This is a genomic window from Christensenella tenuis (assembly GCF_014287795.1).
Lineage (GTDB): Bacteria > Bacillota > Clostridia > Christensenellales > Christensenellaceae > Christensenella > Christensenella tenuis.
The window spans coordinates 1-22423 of sequence record NZ_JACOON010000008.1 but is presented as its reverse complement, the minus strand read 5'-3'; the positions used below and the strand labels follow the sequence as shown (position 1 = coordinate 22423).

Below are 22423 nucleotides of genomic sequence, written 5' to 3'. Positions count from 1 at the left end.
ATGTTAAATGGCGTATGATGCGCGGTGTTTGCAACGAATTTATGAATAATATCCGCGGCGGTTGAAAAAACAGATGAAAATCACTATAATAGACACTACGGAATGGTATGGCAAAGCTTGGAAATATGAGGTGTTTAAAATTAAGATCATTGATATTACCCATGAATTGAATGGTGAGACAAAGGTATATGAGGGCGATCCGCATGTGCGCCTCGAACAGTTTTTTACGGTGGATAACTATGGCTATGCCGTAACGAAGCTGACGATGGGTTCACACAGCGGAACGCATATCGACGCGCCGGCGCATGTTGTGATCGGAGGGAAGACGACAAAAGAGGTGCCGCTTTCCACATTGATCGGCGAGGCCGTACTGGTGAACAAAAAGGATTTTCGTCTTCCGCGCGGTACGAAGCGCGTTATCCTGAAAGGGACGGAAGATGCGGAGGCGCGGCTGACGGAAAAAAGCGCGCGTAGTTTGGCGGATGCGGGTGTGCGCCTGATTGGAACGGATGCGCAGTCGATCGGCAACGATGCGGTACATAAAATTTTACTTTCCGAGGGCATTGTGGTATTGGAGTCCTTAAAGTTGGATAAGGCAGAGCCGGGCAATTATATCCTGTGTGCGCTTCCGCTAAAGATTGATACGGATGGTTCGCCGATTCGGGCGTGCCTCATCCGGGAATTGGATGAGGAATGAACGGGCCGCAGGCAAAAGAACATGGGCTCGCCTGGGTGGGGTTGGCTGCGGCTGCAGGAACAGTGCTGATCGTTCTTTCGGTTGCAATAGCGTGCATCAGCGGCGTGGCGTTTGACAAGAACTTTTACCGTGAAGAATACCAAAAGATGGATACGGCGGCGTATGTGGGCGTTTCTGACCCGGTTTTGGAACAGGCGACCAATACGCTGCTTGACTATTTACAGGGAAATGTTTCGTCGCTTGATTTGGCTATAGAGAACGGAGAGGAATATTATAGCCAGCGCGAAAAAGACCACATGGTTGACGTAAGGACGCTTTATCAAAACGCGATCCTCCTTATGACAATCGGTTTTTGTGTGGGCGGCGCGCTGTTTACAGGCTGTTTCCTATGGAAGAAAAAGCGTGCGGCCGGTCCCTTTTTGCGCTGCTATTTTTGGACGACGGTAGGGGTGCTTGCATTTTTCGCATGTATTGGCGTGTGGGCGGCGGTTGACTTCAACAATTTCTGGGTCAGCTTCCACCATGTGTTTTTTACAAATGACCTGTGGCTGCTTGACCCGGCAGTGTCGCGCATGATACGTATGTTCCAAGAGGCGTTTTTTGCCAATATGGTGGCGCGGATACTGGCATGGTTCCTTTCGATTGCGGTAGGAAGCGCGGCTGCGGCGGGAATTGTTTACAAAAGGATGAGAAAGCATGGAAAACCTCAATATACTTGCAATTGAAACCTCATGCGACGAAACGGCTGCGGCAGTTGTCAGGAATGGCCGCGAAGTCGTTTCACAGGCGCTTTATACGCAGATTGAGATTCATAAGGAATACGGAGGCGTTGTTCCCGAAATTGCTTCGCGCAATCATGTGAAGAAGCTTCCGTATGTCGTGGAGGCTGCCGTGCGGGATGCAGGCGGCTTTGAACAGATCGATGCGATTGCGGTAACGAACGGACCCGGCCTTGTGGGGGCGCTTCTTACGGGCGTTTCATATGCCAAGGGGCTTGCATATACGCTGGGAAAGCCGCTGGTGCCCGTGCACCATATTGCAGGGCACATTTGCGCGAACTATATTTCCCATCCGGAGCTTGAGCCGCCTTTTCTGTGCCTTGTGGCATCAGGCGGCCATACGCAGATCGTGTGGGCAAAGGATTATACGGAATATGAGACGCTCGGCCGTACACGGGACGATGCGGCGGGCGAAGCCATCGATAAGGTGGCGCGTGTCCTTGGGCTTCCTTATCCGGGCGGCCCGAACCTGCAGGAGCTTGCAAAGCAGGGGGATGAAACAAAATATAAATTTCCGCACAGCTTTCGCGGTGAGGACCATCTGGATTTTTCATTCAGCGGCCTGAAGACGGCGGTGATCAACCTACTGCACAAGTTTGACCAGCAGGGGCAGAAATACAAAAAAGAGGATGTCGCCGCATCGTTTTTAAAAAATGTTTCGGATACCCTTGTGAAAAATACGTTTGAGGCGGCGCGCCGGACGAACGCCCAGGTACTTGCAGTGGCGGGCGGCGTATCCGCGAACGAGCAGATTCGTGCAGCGTTTGGAAAGAAAGCGAAAGAAACGGGGATTACACTTTGTTTCCCGGAATTTAAGTATTGTACGGATAACGCGGTCATGATTGCGTCGTGCGCATATTACGAACTTGAGAAAGGGCGGCGCGCGGGACTCGACCTTAATGCGCAGCCGGTCATGGAACTTTAGGAGAAACAAATGAGGCTGAAACGATGGTTGCTTGCCCTGCTTGCAGGGCTTACACTGTTTGCGGTGTGTGCATGCGGGACAGAAGAATCCGGGCAGGGTTATTCTTCTGTGAGCCTTGAAGGAATGAAGGTTATCGTTGATCCAGGGCATGGCGATACGGATGTCGGCACGATCGGGGTATCGACAGGGCGGTATGAAAAAGAAGTGAATCTCGAGATCGGCCTGAAACTGAAAGCAGCGCTTGAAAAAGAAGGCGTTACGGTAGTGATGACACGCGAATCGGATGAACCAATTGCGGCAGCAGGGGAAACGGATATCGGGAAGCGCAAGGAAGCGGATATGCAGAAGCGCGAACAGATCATAAAGGATGCGAATGCGGATATGTACATCGGGATCCATCAGAATAGTTTCGAAAATGCGGATGCGTGCGGCCCGCAGATTTTCTATTATACGGATTCCGTTGAGGGGAAGAAACTTGCGGAGAGCATTCAAACGGTGATGAATGAGGAACTTGAAATTGAAGTGCCGCGCAAAGTAAACTTTGGAAGGTATCGGCTGCTTGCGCCGGGCAGCCAGCCCAGTGTGACGGTAGAATGCGGATTTTTTACGAATCCGGAGGAAGAAGAAAAGCTCCAGCAGGGAGAATACCAGGACAGGGTGACGGCAGCCATCGTAAATGGAATTAAATATTATAAAAGCGGCCAGGAATAAAATTATGGAGTGTGCAACCGATTTGCGGACTGGAATTTCCTGCTGCGTGGGAAGATTGGTAAGATGATAAACGGACTTGATAAAGATTTGAGGCTTTCGGAGGACCGGGCGGCGCAAATGCCTCCCCTTACGCTTGCTTATATTGGCGACAGCGTGTTTGACCTTTATGTCCGCACAAAATATGTGCTTGGCTGTTCTAAAAATGCGGGTGCGCTGCATTCCATGAGCATACGGCTCGTGAACGCCCGTGCGCAGGCAGAATTCGCGCACCGATGGATGGAACGGTTTACCGAAGCGGAAGCAGATATTTTCCGGCGGGGCAGGAACGCGAAAAGTCCATCGCCGCCTAAAAATATGAGCATTGCGGATTATAAGCATGCAACCGCGCTTGAGGCGGTGATTGGATACCTGTTCCTGACAGGACAGACCGGGCGGATCGACGAAATACTCGGAACGCTGGATTTTGAAGTATGACGAGTGGGAGGAAAGAAGATGCCAAAAACGAAGCTGAAAACAGTGCTGCTTGCAGCAACGCCCGATCCGGAACTGATCGTTTCCATGGGAGCAAAATTGTGTTATTCCAAGGCGGATATATCCGAACTTGAAAAAACGGCCAGGAATCCGGAATTTATCGACCGCCTGACCCAGATGGGGCACCTTTCGCCGATTGAGCACGCATCCTTTTCCTTTGGAATAGAAGGAGTATCGCGTGCGCTTCTCGCGCAGATTACGCGGCACCGCATTGCCAGTTTTTCCGTACAGTCTCAGCGGTATGTGAACCAGAGTGCAAAAAAAGGCGAATTTTCATATGTGATTCCACCGAGCATCGAAGCGTTGGGGCAGGAAGCCGTAACGAAGTTTGAAACACAGATGCAAACCATGCAGGGATGGTACGACGAGTGGGTAGATGCGCTTGGGAATGCGGGAGAAAAGTCAAATGAAGATGCGCGCTTCGTTCTTCCGAACGCATGTGAAACAAAGATGATCGTTACCATGAACGCCCGCGAACTCCTGCATTTTTTTGCACTGCGCTGCTGTAACAGGGCACAGTGGGAAATACGTGAGCTTGCATGGCAGATGCTTGCACTCTCTATGGAAAAAGCACCGGATCTTTTTGGTAAAGCTGGACCGTCCTGCATATGCGGAACGTGCAGCGAAGGGAAAATGTGCTGCGGCAGGGCGGAAGAGGTACGCGCACGGCACCGGAAGTTGATGGAGGGCTGCGGGCATGAATGAACAGGAATATGTAATTGGGCGCAACAGTGTGCGCGAAGCAATTAAGAGTGGGGAACAAATTGACCGTATTTATGTCCAGCAAGGCCTGACGGATGGAAGTATCCGTGAATTGCTGATGCTTGCACGCCGCGGCGGTTTTGTTGTGACGGAAGTTCCGCGTGCGAAGCTGGATGGCATGTGCGCAGGGATGGGGCCGGATGGCAGACCCGGAAACCACCAAGGGATTGCCGCGCAGATTCCGGCGTTCCGCTATAGTGAACTTGAAGATATCTTTGAATTGGCGCAGGTGCGCGGGGAAGAACCGTTTATTGTAATTCTGGAGAATATCCAGGATCCACATAACCTAGGCGCGGTCATCAGAAGCGCGGAAGCCCTGGGTGCACACGGGGTTATCATAGGGAAACGGCGTTCGGCATCGCTCACCGCGTCGGCGTTTAAGGTGTCGTGCGGCGCGGCGCAATATCTGCCGGTGGTAAAGGTTACTAATATCAACCAGACGATTGAGGAATTGAAGAGCCGGAACGTATGGATTGCGGCGGCGGATATGGACGGACAGCCCCTTTCGGCGACAGACCTCACGGGTGCAATGGCGCTTGTCATCGGCGGAGAGGATGAGGGAGTGGCAAAGCATACCAAGGAGCTGTGCGACCTCGTTGTAAAAATTGAAATGGGCGGACGGACGACTTCTCTTAACGCTTCATGTGCGGCAAGCATCCTCGTCTATGAGAAACGCCGGCAGGAACTGGTCAGGTAAAGAGGGGAACAAATTGGCTGAAGAAGGAAGGCAGGAACTGCCGGATACATTAGTGCCGGAAGAAAAGCAGGAGATCATTATACACGCGGGATTTGAGAAATACGCCCTTATGACGGACGAGCAGATTGTGACGATGGCGAACAAGGAAGAAGGCAGCCCTGCGATTGAGTATATCCTGCATAAATATAAAAACTTTGTGCGCGCAAAGGCACGGTCTTATTTCCTGATTGGCGCGGATAAAGAAGACATCGTACAGGAAGGCATGATCGGCCTTTATAAAGCGGTGCGTGATTACGACGCGGAAAAAAAAGCTTCCTTCCGTGCGTTTGCGGAGCTGTGTATTACACGGCAGATTATTACGGCGATCAAAACAGCGACGCGGCAAAAACACCAGCCGCTTAATTCGTATGTTTCTTTGAATAAGCCGGTATATGATGAAGAATCGGAGCGCACGCTGGTTGATATTATAGCGGCATCGAAGGTCTCTAACCCGGAAGAAATCGTAATTGACCAGGAGGACTATGCAAGCATGGAGGAAGAAATTTCCAAGATGCTTTCCAGCCTCGAAAACCAGGTATTAACTTATTATTTGCATGGTCTTTCCTATCAACAAATTGCAAAAATTATGGGGCGGCATGAAAAATCGATCGACAATGCGCTGCAAAGGGCAAAAGGGAAAATTGACAAGTTCCTCGAGACCAAAGACGGGAAGAGAGAATGATTGCCCGCGGGGCAGGCACGGAGCCCGCAAAGGGGGCGCTTACCTTGACAAAACGCATATTTTCTATATAATAAATGACATGTAATTTGGAAAAGTGTGCATATATGCACGGCGAGGAGTAAACGAATGGCGAACGAGGATGTAGTATTAACACATCAAGGTGTAAAAGAACTGGAAGAAAAGCTGGAATATCTGAAAACGGTACGACGGCTTGAAGTTGCGGAAGAGATTAAAACGGCGAGAGCTTTTGGCGACCTGTCGGAGAACGCCGAGTATGATGAGGCTAAGAACGAGCAGGCCAAGATCGAAGGCGAAATCGTGATGCTAGAAAACATGCTCAGGAACGCGACGGTCGTGGACCAGGAGGATGTTGACGTACAGCGTGTAAACGTGGGCACGACGGTCAAGGTTCTGGACAAGGAATATGACGAAGAGATCGAGTATAAAATTGTTGGCTCCGCAGAGGCAGACCTCAGTACGAATAAAATTTCGAACGAATCGCCCGTCGGCCGTGCGTTGCTTGGAAAAAAAGTCGGCAACCTTGTGAAGGTGGAAACGCCCGGAGGAATTGTGAAGCTAAAGATTCTGGATATCCACAGGTAAGGGGGACGCTATGGCTGAGAAGCAGGAAAAGGAACAACAACAGGAGCTGAGCGAGGTTCTGCGGGTGCGCAGGGAAAAGCTCACCGCGCTGAAAGAAGCGGGACGGGACCCGTACGAAATTACTACATTTGAAAAGACGCACAATTCGGACGAAATCCTGAACCATTTTGATGAAATGGAAGGCGATACCGTATCGGTCGCCGGAAGGATTATTTCCAAGCGTATCATGGGTAAGGCAAGCTTTTTTCATATCCTCGACGGGAAAGGCAAGCTGCAGATTTATGCCCGCCGCGACGTGATGGGTGACGAACCTTACGCGGAATATAAAAAATTCGATATCGGCGATATAGTAGGCGTGACGGGAGAGGTATTCAAGACGAATGCCGGTGAAATCTCGGTCAAAAGCCACGAAGTGGTTTTATTATCCAAATCCCTGCTTCCACTGCCGGAAAAATGGCATGGCCTTAAGGATACGGACCTGCGGTACCGCCAGCGGTATGTCGACCTGATCGTCAATCCGGACGTGAAGGATACGTTCTATGCGCGTTCCAAGATTATCCGGGGCATCCGTGACTTTCTTGATAATCGGGGATTTATTGAGGTGGAGACGCCTGTGCTGCAGACGAGTGCGGGAGGCGCGGCAGCGCGCCCGTTTGTGACGCACCACAATACGCTCGATATTGATATGTACCTGCGCATTGCCACGGAACTTCACCTGAAACGCCTTATTGTGGGCGGATTTGAACGCGTGTACGAAATTGGCAGGATTTTCCGCAACGAGGGAATGGATCCCAAGCATAACCCGGAATTTACAACGGTGGAGCTGTATCAGGCCTATACGGATTATAAGGGAATGATGGATTTATGCGAAAATCTGTTCCGCTACTGTTCACAGCAGGTGAACGGCTCGGATGTGATCACTTACCAGGGAACCGAAATTGACCTTGGTTCACCGTGGAAACGAATGACAATGATCGAGGCTGTAAAAGAATATTCAGGCGTCGATTTTGGCGTGTGCGAAACGGACGAACAGGCGCGCGCAGCAGCGAAAGCAGCGGGTATTCACTTTGAAGGGCAGCCTTCGCGCGGGGAGCTTCTTAACGAGGCGTTCGAGCAGAAGGTAGAGGAAAACCTGATCCAACCGACGTTTATTTACGATTATCCGATCGAGGTTTCCCCGCTTGCCAAGAAGAAACCGGGTTCGGATTCGATGGTGGAGCGGTTTGAATTGTTTATTACAGGCCGGGAACTTGCCAATGCGTTTTCGGAGCTTAACGATCCGGATGACCAGCGGGAACGCTTTATGGAACAGGCGAGAAAGCGTGCGGAAGGTGACGATGAGGCAAACATGATGGATGAGGACTTTGTCACGGCACTCGAATATGCAATGCCGCCGACTGGCGGTATGGGTATTGGCGTGGACCGTATGGTTATGCTTCTTACAGATTGTTTCTCTATCCGGGATGTGCTCCTGTTCCCCACGATGAAACCAAAGGACACGCTTTGATCTCTGGAACGAGGTAGTTATGGTGGCAAAAGAGGGCGGCAATAAGCCTGCCAGAGGTATATTATACGTACTATCGCGGCTCGCAATTGTTGTCGTTGTTATTGCGATTGTGGTCATTGCCTTTTATGCCGCGATGAACACAATGAATATTCAAATGGTGGCAAAAGATGCGCTCACGCTGCGTGCGGAAGTTGTATTGGTGCACGATGAGGAGAAAGTGGATTCTTCACAACTCCACAGCTTTTTTACGGAGCGTTTCCTTGCAAACGATCCTGTCCTGACGGGGACAACCTATCAGGAGTTCCAGATTACGAATTATTACCAGAGGGCAGACATTAATCCGCCGATCGTATGGCCGTGGCAAACCGAAGCAACCGTATCCGCAGATGATATTATTACTGAGATTTCCGGGCATAAGAGTATGCCGGCTGATGAAAACAATGGAACGGTGCAAAGCGATGAAAAGCCACCGGAATGGATAAACGGTACATATGAACTTTCTATGGTCAAGGTAGGGGATATTTGGAGGATCGATGGGATGAAGCTCGTAAAAGCAGCTCCGCCTGAGACTTCGGAAACCCCACAGGCAGAAGAATCATCCGGAGCTGCCGCGACAACGTCTTCGCCGGGTGCGGCGGAAAGTACGGAAGCGGGAGAATAAGAAGCCAAGCGCGCCATAGAGCGCGCTTTATTATTTTGGCCGTGCGGATGCAAAGACTGCGCAGCAGGGAGAAAAGAAATGGACGAACCGAAAATTTATCTGGCTCCAATGGCAGGGGTAACGGATGCGTCAATGCGCGAGGTATGCATTGCCTGCGGCGCACAGATGACTTTCACGGAAATGGTAAGCGCGAAAGGCATTGCCTATCAAAATGAACGTACCCACGATTTACTTGAATTTTCGGATGCGGAAGACAAAGCGGGAGTGCAGCTTTTTGGGCGGGATCCACAGATTCTTGCCGATACTGCAAAAAAAGTATGTGATTTGCTTGGAGACCGCTTGTTTATAATAGACGTGAACATGGGATGCCCTGCTCCCAAAATTGTGAACAATGGCGAAGGAAGCGCGCTTATGCGGGAACCTATCCTTGCAGGAAAAATTATTTCCGCGTTGAAAAAGGCGGTTTCTGTTCCGGTAAGCGTTAAATTCCGGGCTGGTTTTACGGAAAAAGAAAAGAATGCGGTTGCTTTTGCGAAAATGGCGGAAGACGCCGGGGCAGACGCAATTACGATACATGGCAGGACACGGGAACAGTATTACAGCGGAAAAGCGGACCTTTCCATGATTGCCGAAGTGAAACAGGCTGTAAAAGTCAAGGTGATCGGCAATGGAGATATTTTCGCCGCACAGGATGCGGTACATATGTTCCGGGAAACGGGATGTGACGCGGTGATGGTAGCGCGCGGCGCACAGGGAAATCCCTTCCTGTTTACCCAAATCAAAGAATTGCTGGAAACGGGAAGCGTGCGGACCTTTCCTACGCCGGAAGAAAGGATACATATGTGCCTCCGACAGGCTCGCCTTGCCGTACAACGAAAAGGGGAAGCGCTTGCCATGAGGCAGATGAGGGGGCACGCTTCACATTATGTAAAGGGAATGCAAGGGGCGGGGCAGCTTCGTGCGCAGGTCGTAAGGGTGGAGACTTACGCACAGCTTGAAGACCTCCTGCTATCCCGTCTGCGGAAAAAATAGGTTGCAATTTACAGCGGTTCATGCTATCATACTTTTGTTATGTATTTTAATCGGAGGTTATTATGGAGATATTAGCTCTCATCATTAAAATAGTATTGGTTGTTTTTTCAGGCTTTCTGATTGTCGTGGTGTTGCTCCAGTCGGGAGCGAAAACGGGTGTGCCCGGCGCTATTAGCGGTGGAGCAGAAGCAATGTGGGGAAAGAAAAAGGCGCGTGGTATGGAAGCGACGTTGGTGCGGCTGACAAGGATTGCCGCTATCGGTTTCATGGTACTCGCGGTTTTGCTTGTTGTCATGCAGAAGTATTGGATGTAAGCAAATACAAATTCGCAATCGAAAAACACCCACGGGTATGCGGGTGTTTTTTTTATGAAAGATAGGAGATATTTAGTTGGAGAAAACAGAACGGGTCCTGCAGGAGATCGAAGACAGGATTTATGCCGGCATTGACGAACTTGCCGAAGCGGTGAATATGCCTCAGGAGGCGCTTAAAGGCATTCTTGGAGAATTGGAACAGGAATACCGTGTGAGACGGACTAAGAGCGGAAAATATGCGCTTGCGTCTACAATGGGGCTGTTTCGGGGGACGCTCGACTGCAAACAGGGCGGATTCGCGTTTTTGCGCACACCAGAGAATATGGAGGACATTTTTGTTTCTCCTTCGCATAAAGGCGGCGCTTTCAATGGGGAAGACGTTCTCGTCAGGCTGTCTAAGCGGCAACAGGGCGGAAAGCATCTGGAAGGAAAAGTCGTGAAGGTTTTGTCGCCTCTTCCGGTGGAAGAGGTAGGAACGGTACAGGCCAAAAATGGAATGGTGTTTGTCGTGAGTGATTCGCCGGGCGTAGACGATATTTATATCCCTAAGAAACGAACACGCGGGGCCAAAAATGGCCAGAAGGTTGTCGTGAATATCACACAGCGCGCCCATCAGGGAAAGAGCCCGGAAGGAGAGATCATGGAAATCCTCGGGAGAGCGGGAGAAGCAGGCGTAGATATTCTTGCTTATGCGCGGCGTTTCGGGCTTGTTTCCGAGTTCCCGGATGCCTGTGTCAGACAGGCGCAGACCTTAACGCAGGAAAAGGCTGATTTGGAAGGGCGGCTTGATTTGCGTAAACAAATGGTCTTCACCATCGACGGCGCGGATGCCAAGGATCTTGACGATGCGATATCGCTTCGCATGCTTGGGAATGGGAATTACGAACTTGGCGTTCATATTGCGGATGTAAGCCATTATGTACGGGAGGGATCGCCGCTTGACCAGGAGGCGCTGCGGCGCGGAACGAGCGTTTATATGGTAGACCGCGTGGTGCCGATGCTCCCCAAAGAGCTTTCAAACGGACTCTGTTCACTGAATGCCGGGGAGGATAAGCTGACGCTTTCCTGCATCATGGAAATCGACGCGCGGGGCAATGTAACGGCGCAGAAGGTGGAGAATACGGTAATTCGTTCTGCACACAGGCTGACCTATGACGGAGTAAACCGTTTACTGGAAGGCGATGCGAAAGAGCGGAAAAAATATGCCGACATTGCGGATATTCTTTTGGAGATGAATAAACTCGCCAAAATTTTACGGGCACGGCGGTTTGAAAAAGGCAGTATTGATTTCAACATTGACGAACCGGAAATTGTGCTGGATGAAAAGGGGAGTCCTACGGATGTTACCGTCAGAAAGCGGGGAGATGCGGAAAAGCTGATCGAGGAATTTATGCTTCGCGCCAATATCACGGTAGCGGAACAGTATTATTATATGGAGATGCCGTTTTTATACCGCATTCATGAACAGCCGGACGCAGATCGCATGAAGGAACTTGCTATTTTCCTTGGGAATTTTGGGATACATCTGAAAGGGTTCCAGAACGTCCATCCGCATGCAATCCAAGAAGTACTCGAAAAGGTAGCGGGAACCACAGAGGAAACAATCGTCAATACGGTTACGCTGCGAGCCCTGAAAAAGGCGCGCTACGCAACGGAACCGATTTCTCATTTCGGTCTCGCAGCGGATCAATATTGCCATTTTACTTCGCCGATCCGCCGTTACCCTGATTTACAGATACACCGGATTATCAAGACGCTTCTTGATGGACGCTTGAATGACGGCTATATACGGCATTTAGAGAAGGCGTTGCCGGAAGTGGCAGCACAGTCGAGCGCGCGGGAACGAAACGCGATTGAAGCGGAACGGGCAGTGCAGGACCTGAAAATGACGGAGTATATGTCGAAGCATATCGGGGAAATATTCCCGGCAGTGGTGTCAGGCGTAACAAAGTTCGGTATTTTTGCTGAATTGGACAATACGATTGAAGGAATGATTCCACTAGCGCAGCTTGACGACGATTACTACGTGTATTATGAGAAAGAATATTGCGTGATCGGCGAGCATACGAAAAAACGAATTACACTCGGAGATAAGGTGAAAGTGAAAGTAGTGGCGGCAGATATCGCTCTTTCAAAAATTGAATTTACCTTTGCGGATAATTAAAGTATAATAGTGGTTATAAGAGTAATAAGGAAAATAGTATGGCTGGTGAAAAGCTGCTTGCGCAAAACAAGAAGGCGCGGCATGAGTATTTCATAGAGGATTCTTACGAGGCGGGGATCGAACTTGTCGGCACAGAAGTAAAATCGTGCCGCATGGCGAAGGTCAATCTGCGTGATTCATATGTGCAGATCAGAAATGCGGAGGCGTTTGTTAATAATATGCACATCAGCCCGTATGAAAAGGGGAACATATTCAACCGTGATCCACTGCGCGTCCGTAAGCTGTTGCTGCATAAAAAAGAAATTACAAAGCTCCTCGGACTCACCGCGCAAAAAGGATATACGCTGGTTCCACTGAGGATGTATCTGAAGCGGGGAAAGGTAAAGCTCGAGATAGGAGTGTGCCGCGGCAAGCATTTATATGACAAGCGGCAGGATCTAAAGGAAAAAGCCATGAAACGCGATATGGAACGGAGGGTATAAAGCCGTTTTTGATATAAATACCGGCACTGTGCGTGATTGTGCCGAGAAAAACTGAATATGGGGATGTACTGGTTTCGACGGGGGCATTTGTGAGGGCAATAAGCAAGCCGCAGTTGAATACTCTGCGTTAAAAAGATTCAACTAAATATAAACGCAAAAACAAACAAAACGGCAGAGGTGGGTTCTCCCGCTCTGCTTGCTGCTTAATTTAAAATAGCAGCCTTCCGACCTCTCTTTTCCTGTTTGGGAGGGGATCGGGAGCCAATTTAAAACGGGCTACTACGCTGCCAAAGCTTTGCGGCGGCGCAGATTTTATGAAGCTACCTCTTTTCGGTTTTTGTGGCCAGGGGCTTTGAAGAGGGAAATAAACAAAGGCCAATAAGCTTGTAGAAAGTTGCCTGGGCAGGCTTTCGGACAGGGGTTCGACTCCCCTCATCTCCACCATACATCAAAGAAACCCGCTTAAATAGCGGGTTTCTTAGCGTTTTCATGGATCTGTTTTGGACGGTCTGGCCATAAGTTGTCCTGATTCCCCAGTCAGCAGACTTTATGATTTATCCATGCCGCAGGGATATGCCGTTTCTGTTTGCTTTTTTGCCTGCCTGACCATATCGTAAAAGCGGTAGCCGCCGGAAAAATTATAACAGTTATACCCGTTCTGCGTAAGAATACGGCAGGCAAGATAACTGCGGAGTCCGCTTTGGCACATAACATAAACGGGCCTGTGCGCCGCAATCTCGTCGAGCCTTTCACGTAAATCGTCCAAAGGGATATTAACAAAACCATGGACACAACCATCTTTATATTCCATAGGCGTCCTTACATCGAGTAAAGTTATACTGCCGTCACGGGGGAGCGTATCCACCTCATCGTGGTGGAATTGCTTTACTTTATCCGTAACGATATTTTCAATCATAAAGCCAGCCATATTGACCGGATCCTTGGCGGAGGAATATGGCGGGGCATAAGCTAGGTCAAGTTCGGTGAGCTCCGTCGCCTTCATTCCTGCGCGAATCGCGGTAGCAAGCACATCGATCCGTTTATCCACACCCTCAAAACCGACGATCTGCGCGCCGAGAAGCCGAAGAGAGTCTTTTTCATACAGCACCTTCATTGTCATTATTTTGCCGCCGGGATAATAGCCTGCGTGGGACGCGGGAGATAAAACAATGCGTTCGTACTCAATTCCTGCCGCTTTCGCCGCCGATTCATTGATACCCGTGGAAGCTGCCGTCATGTCGAAGAGCTTGATGACCGACGAACCCTGCGGGCCATGAAAAACACTGTTTTTACCGCAGACATTATCGGCTGCAACACGCCCCTGCTTGTTGGCAGGACCGGCAAGTGAAACCAAAGCCTTTTGCCCGGTTACAAAATGCCTTACTTCCACTGCGTCGCCCACAGCATAGACATCAGGCGCAGAGGTTTCCATTCTTTCGTTTACAATAATACTGCCTTTTGCTCCAAGCTCCAATCCTGCATTTTTTGCCAGTACCGTATCGGGGGTAACGCCGATGGCAAGCAATACCATATCGGATGAAATATCCTGTCCGTGTGCGGTTTTCGTAACGATGCTGTCACCACTCTTTTCAAAAGCCGTTACAGCTGTGTTAAGCATCAAACGAATACCGTGGCCTTTAAGCTGCGTGTGAACGGCGCAAGACATGTCAAAATCCAACGGCGCCAGCAGATGATCGGCATATTCCACAAGCGCTACCTTCAGGCCCAACCCGGCAAGGTTTTCAGCCGCTTCGATTCCAACAAAACCACCGCCAATTACGGTCGCGCTTTTTGGTTGTGAAGCTTCGATGAACTGATGGAGTTTCAATGTATCTTCAACCGTACGAAGGGTAAAGATTCTGCCGCTGTCAATGCCCGGCATATTTGGCTGCACAGGCTTTGCACCAGGAGAGAGGATTAACTTATCATAGCTTTCCTCATAAACTTTCCCCGTTTCAAGCCCGCGAACAGTTACGGTTTTCTGACCGGTATCGATATCCGTGACCTCATGGCGGACGCGTACATCTACGCGGAACCTGTCCCAAAAGAGCTCAGGGGTTTGCAGGGTTAGGTCTTCCTCTTCGGTAATGACCCCGCCTACGTAATAGGGAAGCCCGCAGTTTGCGTAGGAAATAAAGCCCGTACGCTCAAAGACGATGATTTGCGCGCTTTCGTCAAGCCGCCTGATTCGCGCGGCGGCGGAAGCGCCGCCGGCAACCCCGCCTACGATTACTACCTTCATTTCGCCGCCCCTCCTTCGGTTTCCCCACGATAGCTGTTGATGCCGCCAATATCTGTAATATTGGTATAGCCTATATGCTTTAGTATATGTTCGGCCTGCCTGCTTCTTGCACCACTCAAACAATGTACAAAGACAGGCGTATTTTTATCGGGGATTTTATTGGATGCGGCTTCCAGTTCATCCAAAGGGATATTCAAGCTTCCGGGGATATGGGCGTCCCGATATTCCTCCCTGGTGCGCACATCCAGAAGTACGGCGCCTTCTGTAGCCTTCATTTTTTTTATGCCTTCGTTTATATCCATGCTTTTAAATAAATCAAAAAAACCCAATCTGTTTTCCTCCCTGCTGATAAATTTTTTCGATCTTATTGATTGAATTTTACCACCTGGTTTCAGGGAAAACTGTGACTGGGTCGCATTTCAGCGAACTATATAAAATTCAGTTAAACCATGGCTTTGAGCGCATCTATATTTTTCAGAGTAATCCTGCCCCGTTTAAACTCGACCAGACCGTCGGCAGAAAACCGTTTGAGCATCCGCGCAACTACCTCGCGGGCGGAACTGGTATACTGCGCAATCTGTTCGTGTGTCATTTGGATGACAGGGGAGCCGGTGTGTTCATACTCGCCGATTAAAAAGGAAGCGAGGCGCCGGTCATATCCCCTAAACAGAATCATCTGCATCGTCCACATGACAGATGAAAAGCGTTCGCAAAGCAGTTCGTATGCAAAGCAGCGGACATATATATTTTGGTTGATAAGCTTTTCAAAAGCGGCTGTGCCCATCACAAGCAGATCGCAGTTTGCAGATACTGTCATTTGTGTCTCAAACGTGATTTGTTTGACTGCGCAGGAGGCTGTCAAGATGCAAAGCCCGCCTTCGTGAAGCCGGTACAGGGTAATCTCTCGGCCTTCTTCCGACAGGATACAGGCGCGCAATTCGCCGCTCAGTACCATGGACATGCCGAGGCATTCCATATCGCTGTTCAAGATAACCTGTTCTTTAGAATAGCGTTGTATATGTGAGTTTACCTGAACAAATTCTTTCTCGCTATCGGTTAGCTGTTCCCAAAAGGGAAGTTTGGACAAATAACTGAGCTCCGCCATTGATGCTCCTCCCCTGTTCCAAGGCCAAATATTGAATATGATTATATCAGTTATGGGCAGAAACCGCAATAAAAAGGGACAGTGCATATAAAAACGCTTCGTAAACTCTTGCTAAAAACCACGTAAAAATATATATTAATATTGAAAATAGAAACGAAAGCGGTATTATATTAAGACAATGCGTATGGCTTTTCATAATACAGGCGCTGCATCCGGCCTTTAGATATATGGCGGCATCATCCGCGCGCAAAGTCATGATACTAGATTAGTAAGAGCGTATTGAAATAATAAGGGCATATACGTTAAGAGGTATAAAATGGAACAGAAGATTAGGTGTCTTGAGGAGGCAAACAAGGCGCTCAAGGAAAGTAATGAAAAGCTGTACAACAGTATGCAGGCCTTCCAAATTGCTGCGGAAGAGAGCGGCAGCTTAGTGTTCACCTATGATACAAATGAGCAAAAAATATTGGTAGACGAGAGGACAGCCCAGGCATTTCATGTAGAACCGGTACAGACAGGAATTCCTTATGAAATGGTAAACCGGGGAATCATTGCCCGGGAATCCATAAAAGAATATATCCGCATCCATGAAGCAATGCTGCATGGGGAAAAAGAAGCAGGGGGAATTGTAAAGCTGATTCCTGCGGATGGAAATGAAATGATTTATGACCTCAAATTCCGCATGATTATGAATGAAGATGGCGGCCCGAGTGGAATGGCGGTAGGAGTTTACCGGGATATCACGGAACGCTATGTGAAAGATATGGCACATGAACGTTACCAGCAAATCGTCTTTTCTTCCGAACGGTATACTTATGAATATGAAGAAGATAAAGACCTGTTGTCAATCTATCCTTCACTTGCGGAGAGTGGGGGAAAGGAAGTACGCTATACCTTTGAACATTTCCATGAGAGGCTGAAAAAAGAAGAATTATGCCCGAAGGGCGATGTGATGATTCTGGAAAATATGTTTACAAGCAATACCGCCAGGCCGGTACAAGTACAGCTTTACAGCGCAAAGACAGGGGAAAAGCGCTGGTATGCGATTACCAATTCCATCATAAAAGAAACCACCAAGCGGATTGTTGGCACGATTGCGGATATAACGGATATTAAGCAGCGGGAAAATTCGCACCGAAAGCTGGAACATGTCCTGCAGTGCCTGAAGGACGAGTATATCGGAATATTTGAAGTGGATTTGGAAAATGATTTTTATACAACGCTTTCTTTTGAGGGATCGGAGCCTGTTCCGGAATTGCCTGCGGAGGGATGTTATAGTGAGACAATGCAGTGGGTTTGCAGGGCAGTAGCGGCCCCGGATTATTTGAATGCCTATATTGAGTTTACCAGTATAGGCTATTTGAAAAAAGCATTGTATCAAGACCGCCGTATTGAAATTGAATACATGACCAATTGTAAAAAACATAATTGGTGGAGGACGAGTTATCAGGTTGTGGAACAAAAGAACGGAATACCGACTAAGGCCATTATGTACCAATTCGACATCGACCAGGTAAAAACAGAGAAGCTCATACAGCAGCAGGCAATGCAGGAGGCGTATAATTATGCAGAAACCGCGAATGCGGCAAAAACGGAATTTCTTTCGCGGATGAGCCATGATATCAGGACGCCCCTGAACGCTATTATTGGAATGACGGCGATTGCCGGCACACAGATTGAAAACCATGAACGGGTACAGGAATGCCTGAGAAAGATCACTTCAGCATCTAAGCACCTGCTATCGCTTATCAATGAAGTGCTGGATATGAGCAAGATTGAAGCGGGAAAGGTGGAACTGCAGGATGAAGAATTCAATTTGGCCGACCTGATCGACAATATGATTGCAATGGTATTGCCGCAGATCAATGAACATGGGCACGAACTACAAGTCAATGTAGTGGACATCAAACATGAATGTGTTATTGGGGACAGCCTGCGGATTCAGCAGGCGTTTGTGAACCTGATTGGCAATGCCGCCAAATATACGCCGGACGGCGGAAAAATAAATGTCCGTATACAAGAAAAACCAATGAAAAATCCGGAATACGGAGAATATGAATTTATTTTTGAAGACAACGGGATTGGAATGACGGAAGAATTTCAGAAAATGATCTTTGAGCCGTTTGCCCGCGCGGAAGACAGCGATGTGCAGAAACAAACGGGCACTGGCCTTGGAATGACGATTACCCGCAACCTGATCCGTATGATGGACGGAGACATCAAGGTGGAATCCGAATACGGACGGGGATCACGTTTTACGGTTACAATACATTTGAAATTACTCAAGGAACAGCATGAATATATGGAAGAACTGATCGGGCTGCCGGTATTGGTTGTGGATGATGAACAAGCTACGGCGGAAAGCGCAAGCCTTGTTCTGAATGAAATTGGAATGATAGGCGAGTGGTGTCTCTCCGGGCAAGAAGCAGTGAAGCGCATTTGCGTCAGGCATCAAGTCCAGGAAGATTATTTTGCTGTGATACTGGATTGGAAGATGCCCGGAATGGATGGGCTCATGACTGCGAAAAGAATTCGGGAAGAGGTGGGACCGGATATCCCGATCATTATTTTATCCGCCTATGATTGGTCTGAAATAGAAGCCGAGGCGCGTGCGGCAGGAGTAGACCACTTTATTTCCAAACCATTATTCAAAAGCAGGGTCATCCGTTGCTTTAAAAAAATACTTGAAATTACCGACGATCACCTGGTCGCTAAGCCGGAGACGATCAGTGACATGCACCTTGAGGACAAGCGTGCCTTGCTGGTGGAAGACAATGAAATCAATGCGGAAATTATGAGTGAGATTATCAAAATGTCCGGTATACGCGTGGAATGGGCGCATAATGGCAAGGAAGCAGTGGAAATGGTAGGCGCATCCGAAGAAGAATATTATGACATTATTTTTATGGATGTGCAAATGCCTTACCTGAATGGATATGAGGCGACAGCCGCAATCCGGAATATGGATCGAAAAGATGTCCGAAAACTGCCAATTGTAGCGATGACGGCGAACGCCTTTGCCGAAGATGTTGACCACGCAAAGAATGCGGGGATGAATGAGCACATTGCAAAGCCTGTGGATTTGGGCAATCTAAGCGCTATCATGGATAAATACCTGTAAGGAATATTTAGAAATATTGGAACCAGGGTACAGGCAGAATTTGAAACATAACCATAAATGATTGATGCACGAATCAAAAAGCATCCCCAGCCTTAATGGGTTGGAGATGCCTTTTGCGTAGATAGACAGAATGTTTCAGTCGGTTATTTTCTGTATCCGCATTTAGGGCAAACACCATTTTCATCCAATGCAATACCGCATAACGGACAACGGTCAATCTGGTTCTTCGTCTCAAATTCAGCAGTCGCTGCGTTGACGCCGCTGGTGAAGGTAAGTTTTGCAATATTCAGCTTATCTTTCAGCAAGTCATAAACGATCTTGATCATGCCCTCAACCGTCATGGTCTCCTTGGTGACAACCAAACGGCAATCGGGATAGGCAGTAGCAAGACCGGTTTTGAAGGCCTCACCTTTCATCTGGTTCTGCGGTGCACCATTTTTGATGCCCTGCTTATCATAAACATCAAGAATTGCCGGAAGCAGTGGGTCATCTTCCCGCAGAACTAAAGCATGATCAAAATTCTTCAGTACATCCCATGCCGTTTTCTGAATTTCATTGCAAGGGAAGACCATGTTTACTCCATCGTTGACGGAATCCTCTACCTCAATCGTCAAGACGCCGGTATGGCCATGTAAATACTGGGCCTCACCCTTAAATCCATAAAATCTGTGTGCATATTGCAGGTCTAATGTCGTAATGCTTCTCATATTTTCTACCTCGTATGATATAAAGTAGTAGTGATTAAAGCCCCTCTCCAAGGGCTATGTGATACGATAGGGAATGTCATGGACCGCCTATTAATAATTTTCTGCATGCAGTTCAAAGTAGCTCTGCGGATGACTGCAAGCAGGACAAATGTCCGGTGCGTTGGTGCCGGTTACGATATGCCCGCAGTTGCGGCATTCCCATACTTTGACTTCACTTTTCCGAAATACCGCGGCAGTTTCAACATTATGCAGAAGGGCGCGGTACCGTTCTTCATGATGCTTTTCAATGGCAGCTACCATACGGAATTTTTCCGCAAGTTCATGGAACCCTTCTTCATCGGCGGTATTGGCAAAACCGTCGTACATATCCGTCCACTCATAATTCTCGCCCTCCGCGGCAGCCAGCAGGTTGCCGGCAGTATCGCCGATCCCAGCCAGTTCCTTGAACCACATCTTGGCATGCTCTTTTTCATTATTGGCAGTTTTTTCAAATAAAGACGCGATCTGCTCAAAGCCGTCCTTTTTTGCCCTGGAAGCAAAATATGTATACTTATTTCTTGCCTGGGATTCTCCGGCAAAAGCAGCCTCCAGATTCTTTTCTGTCTGTGTACCTGCATAGGGATTTTTCTTTTGATCCATACTTTTCTCTCCTTGTTTATCGTTATTTGGAATGAGTGAAAGCAGTTTCTGCACCGTATCCAGCGGAAAATCCGATGACGGAGGATTTTCCCTTAGTCTTTCCAGCAACCTGTGCGCATTGCCGCTTTGGGGAAGCATAAAACCGGCCTCCCTCATAATATCTTCTTCCACCAGGCGTTCCGATTTGGCGGCTGCTGACATCAGCCGGTAAAGACCGTCCTGTTTCGTTTCCTGTGTAAGCTGCAAAGCAATTTTTTCCTGCTCTGCTTTATTTTGCACCAAAGCATAGAGTGTAGAAGTGACCGCTTCGATTTTCGGCTGTTGGGGCGGATATTCTACAGGTACCATGCTAATGGCTCCGCTGGGGCAAGCCCCGGAACATACGCCGCAACCAATACATTTATCCACATCAATGATACTGTTCTCGGTGTCTGTGGCGCCTGTCGGGCAGACATACAGGCACAGGCAGTCCTTTGTACAGAGCCTCAAATTTCTGACAGCAAGTTTTTTCATGCCGACACCCTCCCTTCGATCTTCTCAAATTTCCAGGCTGGGACTTTGCAGACCGGGCACAATTCCGGCGGGGCTTCCCCGATATATACAAACCCACAAACAGAGCAGACCCAGATATCTGTATCTGCTAACAGGGACTCGCCTTCTTTCAGATAGCGCTCCACCAGCGACGAGAGCATTCGTGTAACTTTCTCGCCCCAGACACAGATCCTGGCGGCCCCACGGTCCTTTGCAGCATCTACTGTACTACGAATAGCGGGGTAGCGGTCGATATCTTCCTGCAATCTGGCGGCCAACTGTTCCACGGCAGCATCCTCAACCGCAGGTACATGCTTTGTAAAGTAGGCGGCAAGCTCCCGGAATAGTCCTGCTTCCTGTTCCTTATACTGTTTTTCGCAACCCCGCGCAAGATTAGAACATAGCGCCGCAAGCTGTCCCATAGACAGTGAATACAGGCTGTCTCCATGCACATCCATATTCGTCTGGATTGTATTCGCTTGTGCGGGAGCAGCAGATTCCGGCCGATCCTCAAACTTCTTCTCAGCCGGCTGGAAATTATCTTTGGACGCATTGCACAAAGGGCATCTCCAGTCATCCGGTAGCTCGCTGAAAAGAGTTTTTTCTTTCGCCTCATCATAGATATAGCCGCAGACTTGGCAAACATACCTCACATTATTATCCTCCATCTCTATTATTTTATAAGAAAAGCCTGACAGCTTGCCTTATTCCGTATCCTGTTTCTTTTGACATTCGGGACAGATACCGCTGAACATAATGGAATGCCCGGTCAAGACGAAGCCCTGCCTATCTCGAATGGAACATTCCAGTTCAGGCATATATGCCATATCTACATCAAATACACGGCCGCACTGTTCACATCTGACGTGGTAATGCGCCGTGAGCATATGGTCATAACAGTCGGCGCCACTGGGAACCTCAACCTTACGAATCTCTCCCATGTCGCATAAGCGCTGCAAATTACGGTAAACGGTTCCCCGACTTATATTGGGATGTTCACGGGAAACGATATGGTAGATTTCATCGGCGGTAGCGTGGCCTTTGAATTGATTCAAAGCATTCAGCACCAATCGCCTCTGGATTGTATTACGTTCTCTCATAGAATAAAATCCTTAATCATATATATTTTCAATAAGAATTATATACTGATGGTATTCGATTGTCAATATCTAATGGAATAATATGAGAAGATCAGATAGCCAGGTGTCATAAGATATAAAATCAAATGGAACTATATCAGTATATGATCTGTAAACGTTTGGAATGAAAAGTATATTTTACATGATATATTCTATTGTGCTATAGATATAAGAAGGGGGTTGAAAGAGATTAAAATTGACCGGAAAGGGAAGGGTTTAATGCCTTTCTGCACGTTTGCCGTTTAATATGGGTATATGGCTCTTTGAGATAGAGTTGGTTCGAACTGCCAGACAGCAACATGGAACGGAGGTGATGAAATGGCACAATACGGATATATCCGTGTTTCGACACG

General features: G+C 48.5%; 23 protein-coding genes, 1 other RNA gene and 1 pseudogene. 17 read left to right on the top strand and 8 right to left on the bottom strand.

Annotated elements, in window-relative coordinates; genetic code table 11:
* Window positions 1-73: 73 nt before the first annotated feature.
* From H8S18_RS13895 to ssrA, 16 genes are all read left to right on the top strand, one after another.
* A complete protein-coding gene (locus H8S18_RS13895) occupies window positions 74-697 on the top strand; it encodes a cyclase family protein (protein ID WP_186858887.1) in 624 nt (207 codons plus the stop codon).
* The gene (locus tag H8S18_RS13890) at window positions 694-1422 is read left to right on the top strand and encodes a TIGR01906 family membrane protein (protein WP_186858886.1); all 729 of its coding nucleotides are present in this window, start codon (window positions 694-696) and stop codon (window positions 1420-1422) included. The genes H8S18_RS13895 and H8S18_RS13890 overlap by 4 nt, the downstream gene beginning before the upstream one ends.
* A complete protein-coding gene (gene tsaD, locus H8S18_RS13885; protein WP_186858885.1) occupies window positions 1394-2401 on the top strand; it encodes a tRNA (adenosine(37)-N6)-threonylcarbamoyltransferase complex transferase subunit TsaD in 1008 nt (335 codons plus the stop codon). The genes H8S18_RS13890 and tsaD overlap by 29 nt, the downstream gene beginning before the upstream one ends.
* Before the next feature lie 9 nt (window positions 2402-2410).
* On the top strand, window positions 2411-3112 hold the full coding sequence (locus H8S18_RS13880) for an N-acetylmuramoyl-L-alanine amidase family protein (RefSeq protein ID WP_186858884.1): 702 nt from the start codon (window positions 2411-2413) through the stop codon (window positions 3110-3112).
* 63 nt (window positions 3113-3175) lie between these two features.
* Window positions 3176-3586 carry a Mini-ribonuclease 3 gene (locus tag H8S18_RS13875; protein WP_243165174.1) on the top strand — a complete coding sequence of 137 codons (411 nt, stop codon included), beginning with the start codon at window positions 3176-3178 and terminating at the stop codon, window positions 3584-3586.
* An 18-nt stretch (window positions 3587-3604) separates the two neighbouring features.
* Complete coding sequence (thyX, locus tag H8S18_RS13870; RefSeq protein ID WP_186858883.1) at window positions 3605-4348, top strand: FAD-dependent thymidylate synthase; 744 nt, start codon at window positions 3605-3607, stop codon at window positions 4346-4348.
* Window positions 4341-5102 carry a 23S rRNA (guanosine(2251)-2'-O)-methyltransferase RlmB gene (gene rlmB, locus H8S18_RS13865; RefSeq protein WP_186858882.1) on the top strand — a complete coding sequence of 254 codons (762 nt, stop codon included), beginning with the start codon at window positions 4341-4343 and terminating at the stop codon, window positions 5100-5102. Before thyX ends, rlmB begins: the two co-directional genes overlap by 8 nt.
* Before the next feature lie 109 nt (window positions 5103-5211).
* Window positions 5212-5823 (top strand): RNA polymerase sporulation sigma factor SigH, encoded by a 612-nt coding sequence (gene sigH / locus H8S18_RS13860; RefSeq protein WP_243165177.1) that lies wholly within the window; start codon window positions 5212-5214, stop codon window positions 5821-5823.
* A gap of 126 nt (window positions 5824-5949) precedes the next feature.
* Window positions 5950-6426: a transcription elongation factor GreA gene (gene greA / locus H8S18_RS13855; RefSeq protein ID WP_186858880.1), complete on the top strand. Its 477-nt coding sequence runs from the start codon at window positions 5950-5952 to the stop codon at window positions 6424-6426.
* A 10-nt stretch (window positions 6427-6436) separates the two neighbouring features.
* A complete protein-coding gene (lysS, locus tag H8S18_RS13850) occupies window positions 6437-7933 on the top strand; it encodes a lysine--tRNA ligase (RefSeq protein WP_186858879.1) in 1497 nt (498 codons plus the stop codon).
* Window positions 7934-7952: 19 nt separating this feature from the next.
* Window positions 7953-8594, top strand: a complete 642-nt coding sequence (locus H8S18_RS13845; protein WP_186858878.1) for a hypothetical protein — start codon at window positions 7953-7955, stop codon at window positions 8592-8594.
* Window positions 8595-8672: 78 nt separating this feature from the next.
* On the top strand, window positions 8673-9626 hold the full coding sequence (gene dusB / locus H8S18_RS13840; RefSeq protein WP_186858877.1) for a tRNA dihydrouridine synthase DusB: 954 nt from the start codon (window positions 8673-8675) through the stop codon (window positions 9624-9626).
* Window positions 9627-9688: 62 nt separating this feature from the next.
* Window positions 9689-9940 (top strand): preprotein translocase subunit SecG, encoded by a 252-nt coding sequence (gene secG / locus H8S18_RS13835; protein ID WP_186858876.1) that lies wholly within the window; start codon window positions 9689-9691, stop codon window positions 9938-9940.
* Between the two features lie 76 nt (window positions 9941-10016).
* Window positions 10017-12104, top strand: a complete 2088-nt coding sequence (rnr, locus tag H8S18_RS13830; RefSeq protein ID WP_186858875.1) for a ribonuclease R — start codon at window positions 10017-10019, stop codon at window positions 12102-12104.
* A 38-nt stretch (window positions 12105-12142) separates the two neighbouring features.
* Window positions 12143-12586, top strand: coding sequence for an SsrA-binding protein SmpB (gene smpB / locus H8S18_RS13825; protein WP_186858874.1), 444 nt, complete (start codon window positions 12143-12145; stop codon window positions 12584-12586).
* 59 nt (window positions 12587-12645) lie between these two features.
* Window positions 12646-13030: a transfer-messenger RNA gene (ssrA, locus tag H8S18_RS13820) on the top strand.
* Between the two features lie 103 nt (window positions 13031-13133).
* Here ssrA and H8S18_RS13815 read toward each other — a convergent pair.
* From H8S18_RS13815 to H8S18_RS13805, 3 genes are all read right to left on the bottom strand, one after another.
* Window positions 13134-14828, bottom strand: a complete 1695-nt coding sequence (locus H8S18_RS13815; RefSeq protein ID WP_186858873.1) for an FAD-dependent oxidoreductase — start codon at window positions 14826-14828, stop codon at window positions 13134-13136.
* Window positions 14825-15157, bottom strand: coding sequence for a rhodanese-like domain-containing protein (locus tag H8S18_RS13810; protein WP_186858872.1), 333 nt, complete (start codon window positions 15155-15157; stop codon window positions 14825-14827). The genes H8S18_RS13815 and H8S18_RS13810 overlap by 4 nt, the downstream gene beginning before the upstream one ends.
* A 113-nt stretch (window positions 15158-15270) precedes the next feature.
* Entirely contained in the window at window positions 15271-15933 is a 663-nt protein-coding gene (locus H8S18_RS13805; protein WP_186858871.1) for a Crp/Fnr family transcriptional regulator, read from the bottom strand.
* A gap of 316 nt (window positions 15934-16249) precedes the next feature.
* Here H8S18_RS13805 and H8S18_RS13800 point away from each other — a divergent pair, with 316 nt between their 5' ends.
* Window positions 16250-19054, top strand: a complete 2805-nt coding sequence (locus H8S18_RS13800) for a hybrid sensor histidine kinase/response regulator (RefSeq protein ID WP_186858870.1) — start codon at window positions 16250-16252, stop codon at window positions 19052-19054.
* A 143-nt stretch (window positions 19055-19197) separates the two neighbouring features.
* Here the strand turns inward: H8S18_RS13800 and H8S18_RS13795 are convergent, their stop codons facing one another.
* The 5 genes and pseudogenes from H8S18_RS13795 to H8S18_RS13780 all read right to left on the bottom strand — a co-directional run bounded on the left by H8S18_RS13795 (window position 19198) and on the right by H8S18_RS13780 (window position 22031).
* Window positions 19198-19761 (bottom strand): 6-pyruvoyl trahydropterin synthase family protein, encoded by a 564-nt coding sequence (locus H8S18_RS13795; RefSeq protein ID WP_186858869.1) that lies wholly within the window; start codon window positions 19759-19761, stop codon window positions 19198-19200.
* A gap of 90 nt (window positions 19762-19851) precedes the next feature.
* Window positions 19852-20400, bottom strand: coding sequence for a rubrerythrin (rbr, locus tag H8S18_RS15150; protein WP_243165176.1), 549 nt, complete (start codon window positions 20398-20400; stop codon window positions 19852-19854).
* A 354-nt stretch (window positions 20401-20754) separates the two neighbouring features.
* Window positions 20755-20913, bottom strand: a pseudogene (locus H8S18_RS15145) (4Fe-4S binding protein); the annotation flags it as partial.
* A complete protein-coding gene (locus tag H8S18_RS13785) occupies window positions 20910-21584 on the bottom strand; it encodes a rubredoxin-like domain-containing protein (protein WP_186858867.1) in 675 nt (224 codons plus the stop codon). The pseudogene H8S18_RS15145 and the gene H8S18_RS13785, both read right to left, overlap by 4 nt.
* 51 nt (window positions 21585-21635) lie before the next feature.
* Complete coding sequence (locus H8S18_RS13780) at window positions 21636-22031, bottom strand: Fur family transcriptional regulator (RefSeq protein ID WP_186858866.1); 396 nt, start codon at window positions 22029-22031, stop codon at window positions 21636-21638.
* Window positions 22032-22423 lie beyond the last annotated feature (392 nt).

Excerpts from the sequence above, each read along its gene's own strand:
- H8S18_RS13895 (WP_186858887.1), top strand. The coding sequence starts at position 74 with ATGAAAATCACTATAATAGACACTACGGAATGGTATGGCAAAGCTTGG.
- H8S18_RS13890 (WP_186858886.1), top strand. The coding sequence starts at position 694 with ATGAACGGGCCGCAGGCAAAAGAACATGGGCTCGCCTGGGTGGGGTTG.
- tsaD (WP_186858885.1), top strand. The coding sequence starts at position 1,394 with ATGGAAAACCTCAATATACTTGCAATTGAAACCTCATGCGACGAAACG.
- H8S18_RS13880 (WP_186858884.1), top strand. The coding sequence starts at position 2,411 with ATGAGGCTGAAACGATGGTTGCTTGCCCTGCTTGCAGGGCTTACACTG.
- H8S18_RS13875 (WP_243165174.1), top strand. The coding sequence starts at position 3,176 with ATGATAAACGGACTTGATAAAGATTTGAGGCTTTCGGAGGACCGGGCG.
- thyX (WP_186858883.1), top strand. The coding sequence starts at position 3,605 with ATGCCAAAAACGAAGCTGAAAACAGTGCTGCTTGCAGCAACGCCCGAT.
- rlmB (WP_186858882.1), top strand. The coding sequence starts at position 4,341 with ATGAATGAACAGGAATATGTAATTGGGCGCAACAGTGTGCGCGAAGCA.
- sigH (WP_243165177.1), top strand. The coding sequence starts at position 5,212 with ATGACGGACGAGCAGATTGTGACGATGGCGAACAAGGAAGAAGGCAGC.
- greA (WP_186858880.1), top strand. The coding sequence starts at position 5,950 with ATGGCGAACGAGGATGTAGTATTAACACATCAAGGTGTAAAAGAACTG.
- lysS (WP_186858879.1), top strand. The coding sequence starts at position 6,437 with ATGGCTGAGAAGCAGGAAAAGGAACAACAACAGGAGCTGAGCGAGGTT.
- H8S18_RS13845 (WP_186858878.1), top strand. The coding sequence starts at position 7,953 with ATGGTGGCAAAAGAGGGCGGCAATAAGCCTGCCAGAGGTATATTATAC.
- dusB (WP_186858877.1), top strand. The coding sequence starts at position 8,673 with ATGGACGAACCGAAAATTTATCTGGCTCCAATGGCAGGGGTAACGGAT.
- secG (WP_186858876.1), top strand. The coding sequence starts at position 9,689 with ATGGAGATATTAGCTCTCATCATTAAAATAGTATTGGTTGTTTTTTCA.
- smpB (WP_186858874.1), top strand. The coding sequence starts at position 12,143 with ATGGCTGGTGAAAAGCTGCTTGCGCAAAACAAGAAGGCGCGGCATGAG.
- H8S18_RS13815 (WP_186858873.1), bottom strand. The coding sequence starts at position 14,828 with ATGAAGGTAGTAATCGTAGGCGGGGTTGCCGGCGGCGCTTCCGCCGCC.
- H8S18_RS13805 (WP_186858871.1), bottom strand. The coding sequence starts at position 15,933 with ATGGCGGAGCTCAGTTATTTGTCCAAACTTCCCTTTTGGGAACAGCTA.
- H8S18_RS13800 (WP_186858870.1), top strand. The coding sequence starts at position 16,250 with ATGGAACAGAAGATTAGGTGTCTTGAGGAGGCAAACAAGGCGCTCAAG.
- H8S18_RS13795 (WP_186858869.1), bottom strand. The coding sequence starts at position 19,761 with ATGAGAAGCATTACGACATTAGACCTGCAATATGCACACAGATTTTAT.
- rbr (WP_243165176.1), bottom strand. The coding sequence starts at position 20,400 with ATGGATCAAAAGAAAAATCCCTATGCAGGTACACAGACAGAAAAGAAT.
- H8S18_RS13780 (WP_186858866.1), bottom strand. The coding sequence starts at position 22,031 with ATGAGAGAACGTAATACAATCCAGAGGCGATTGGTGCTGAATGCTTTG.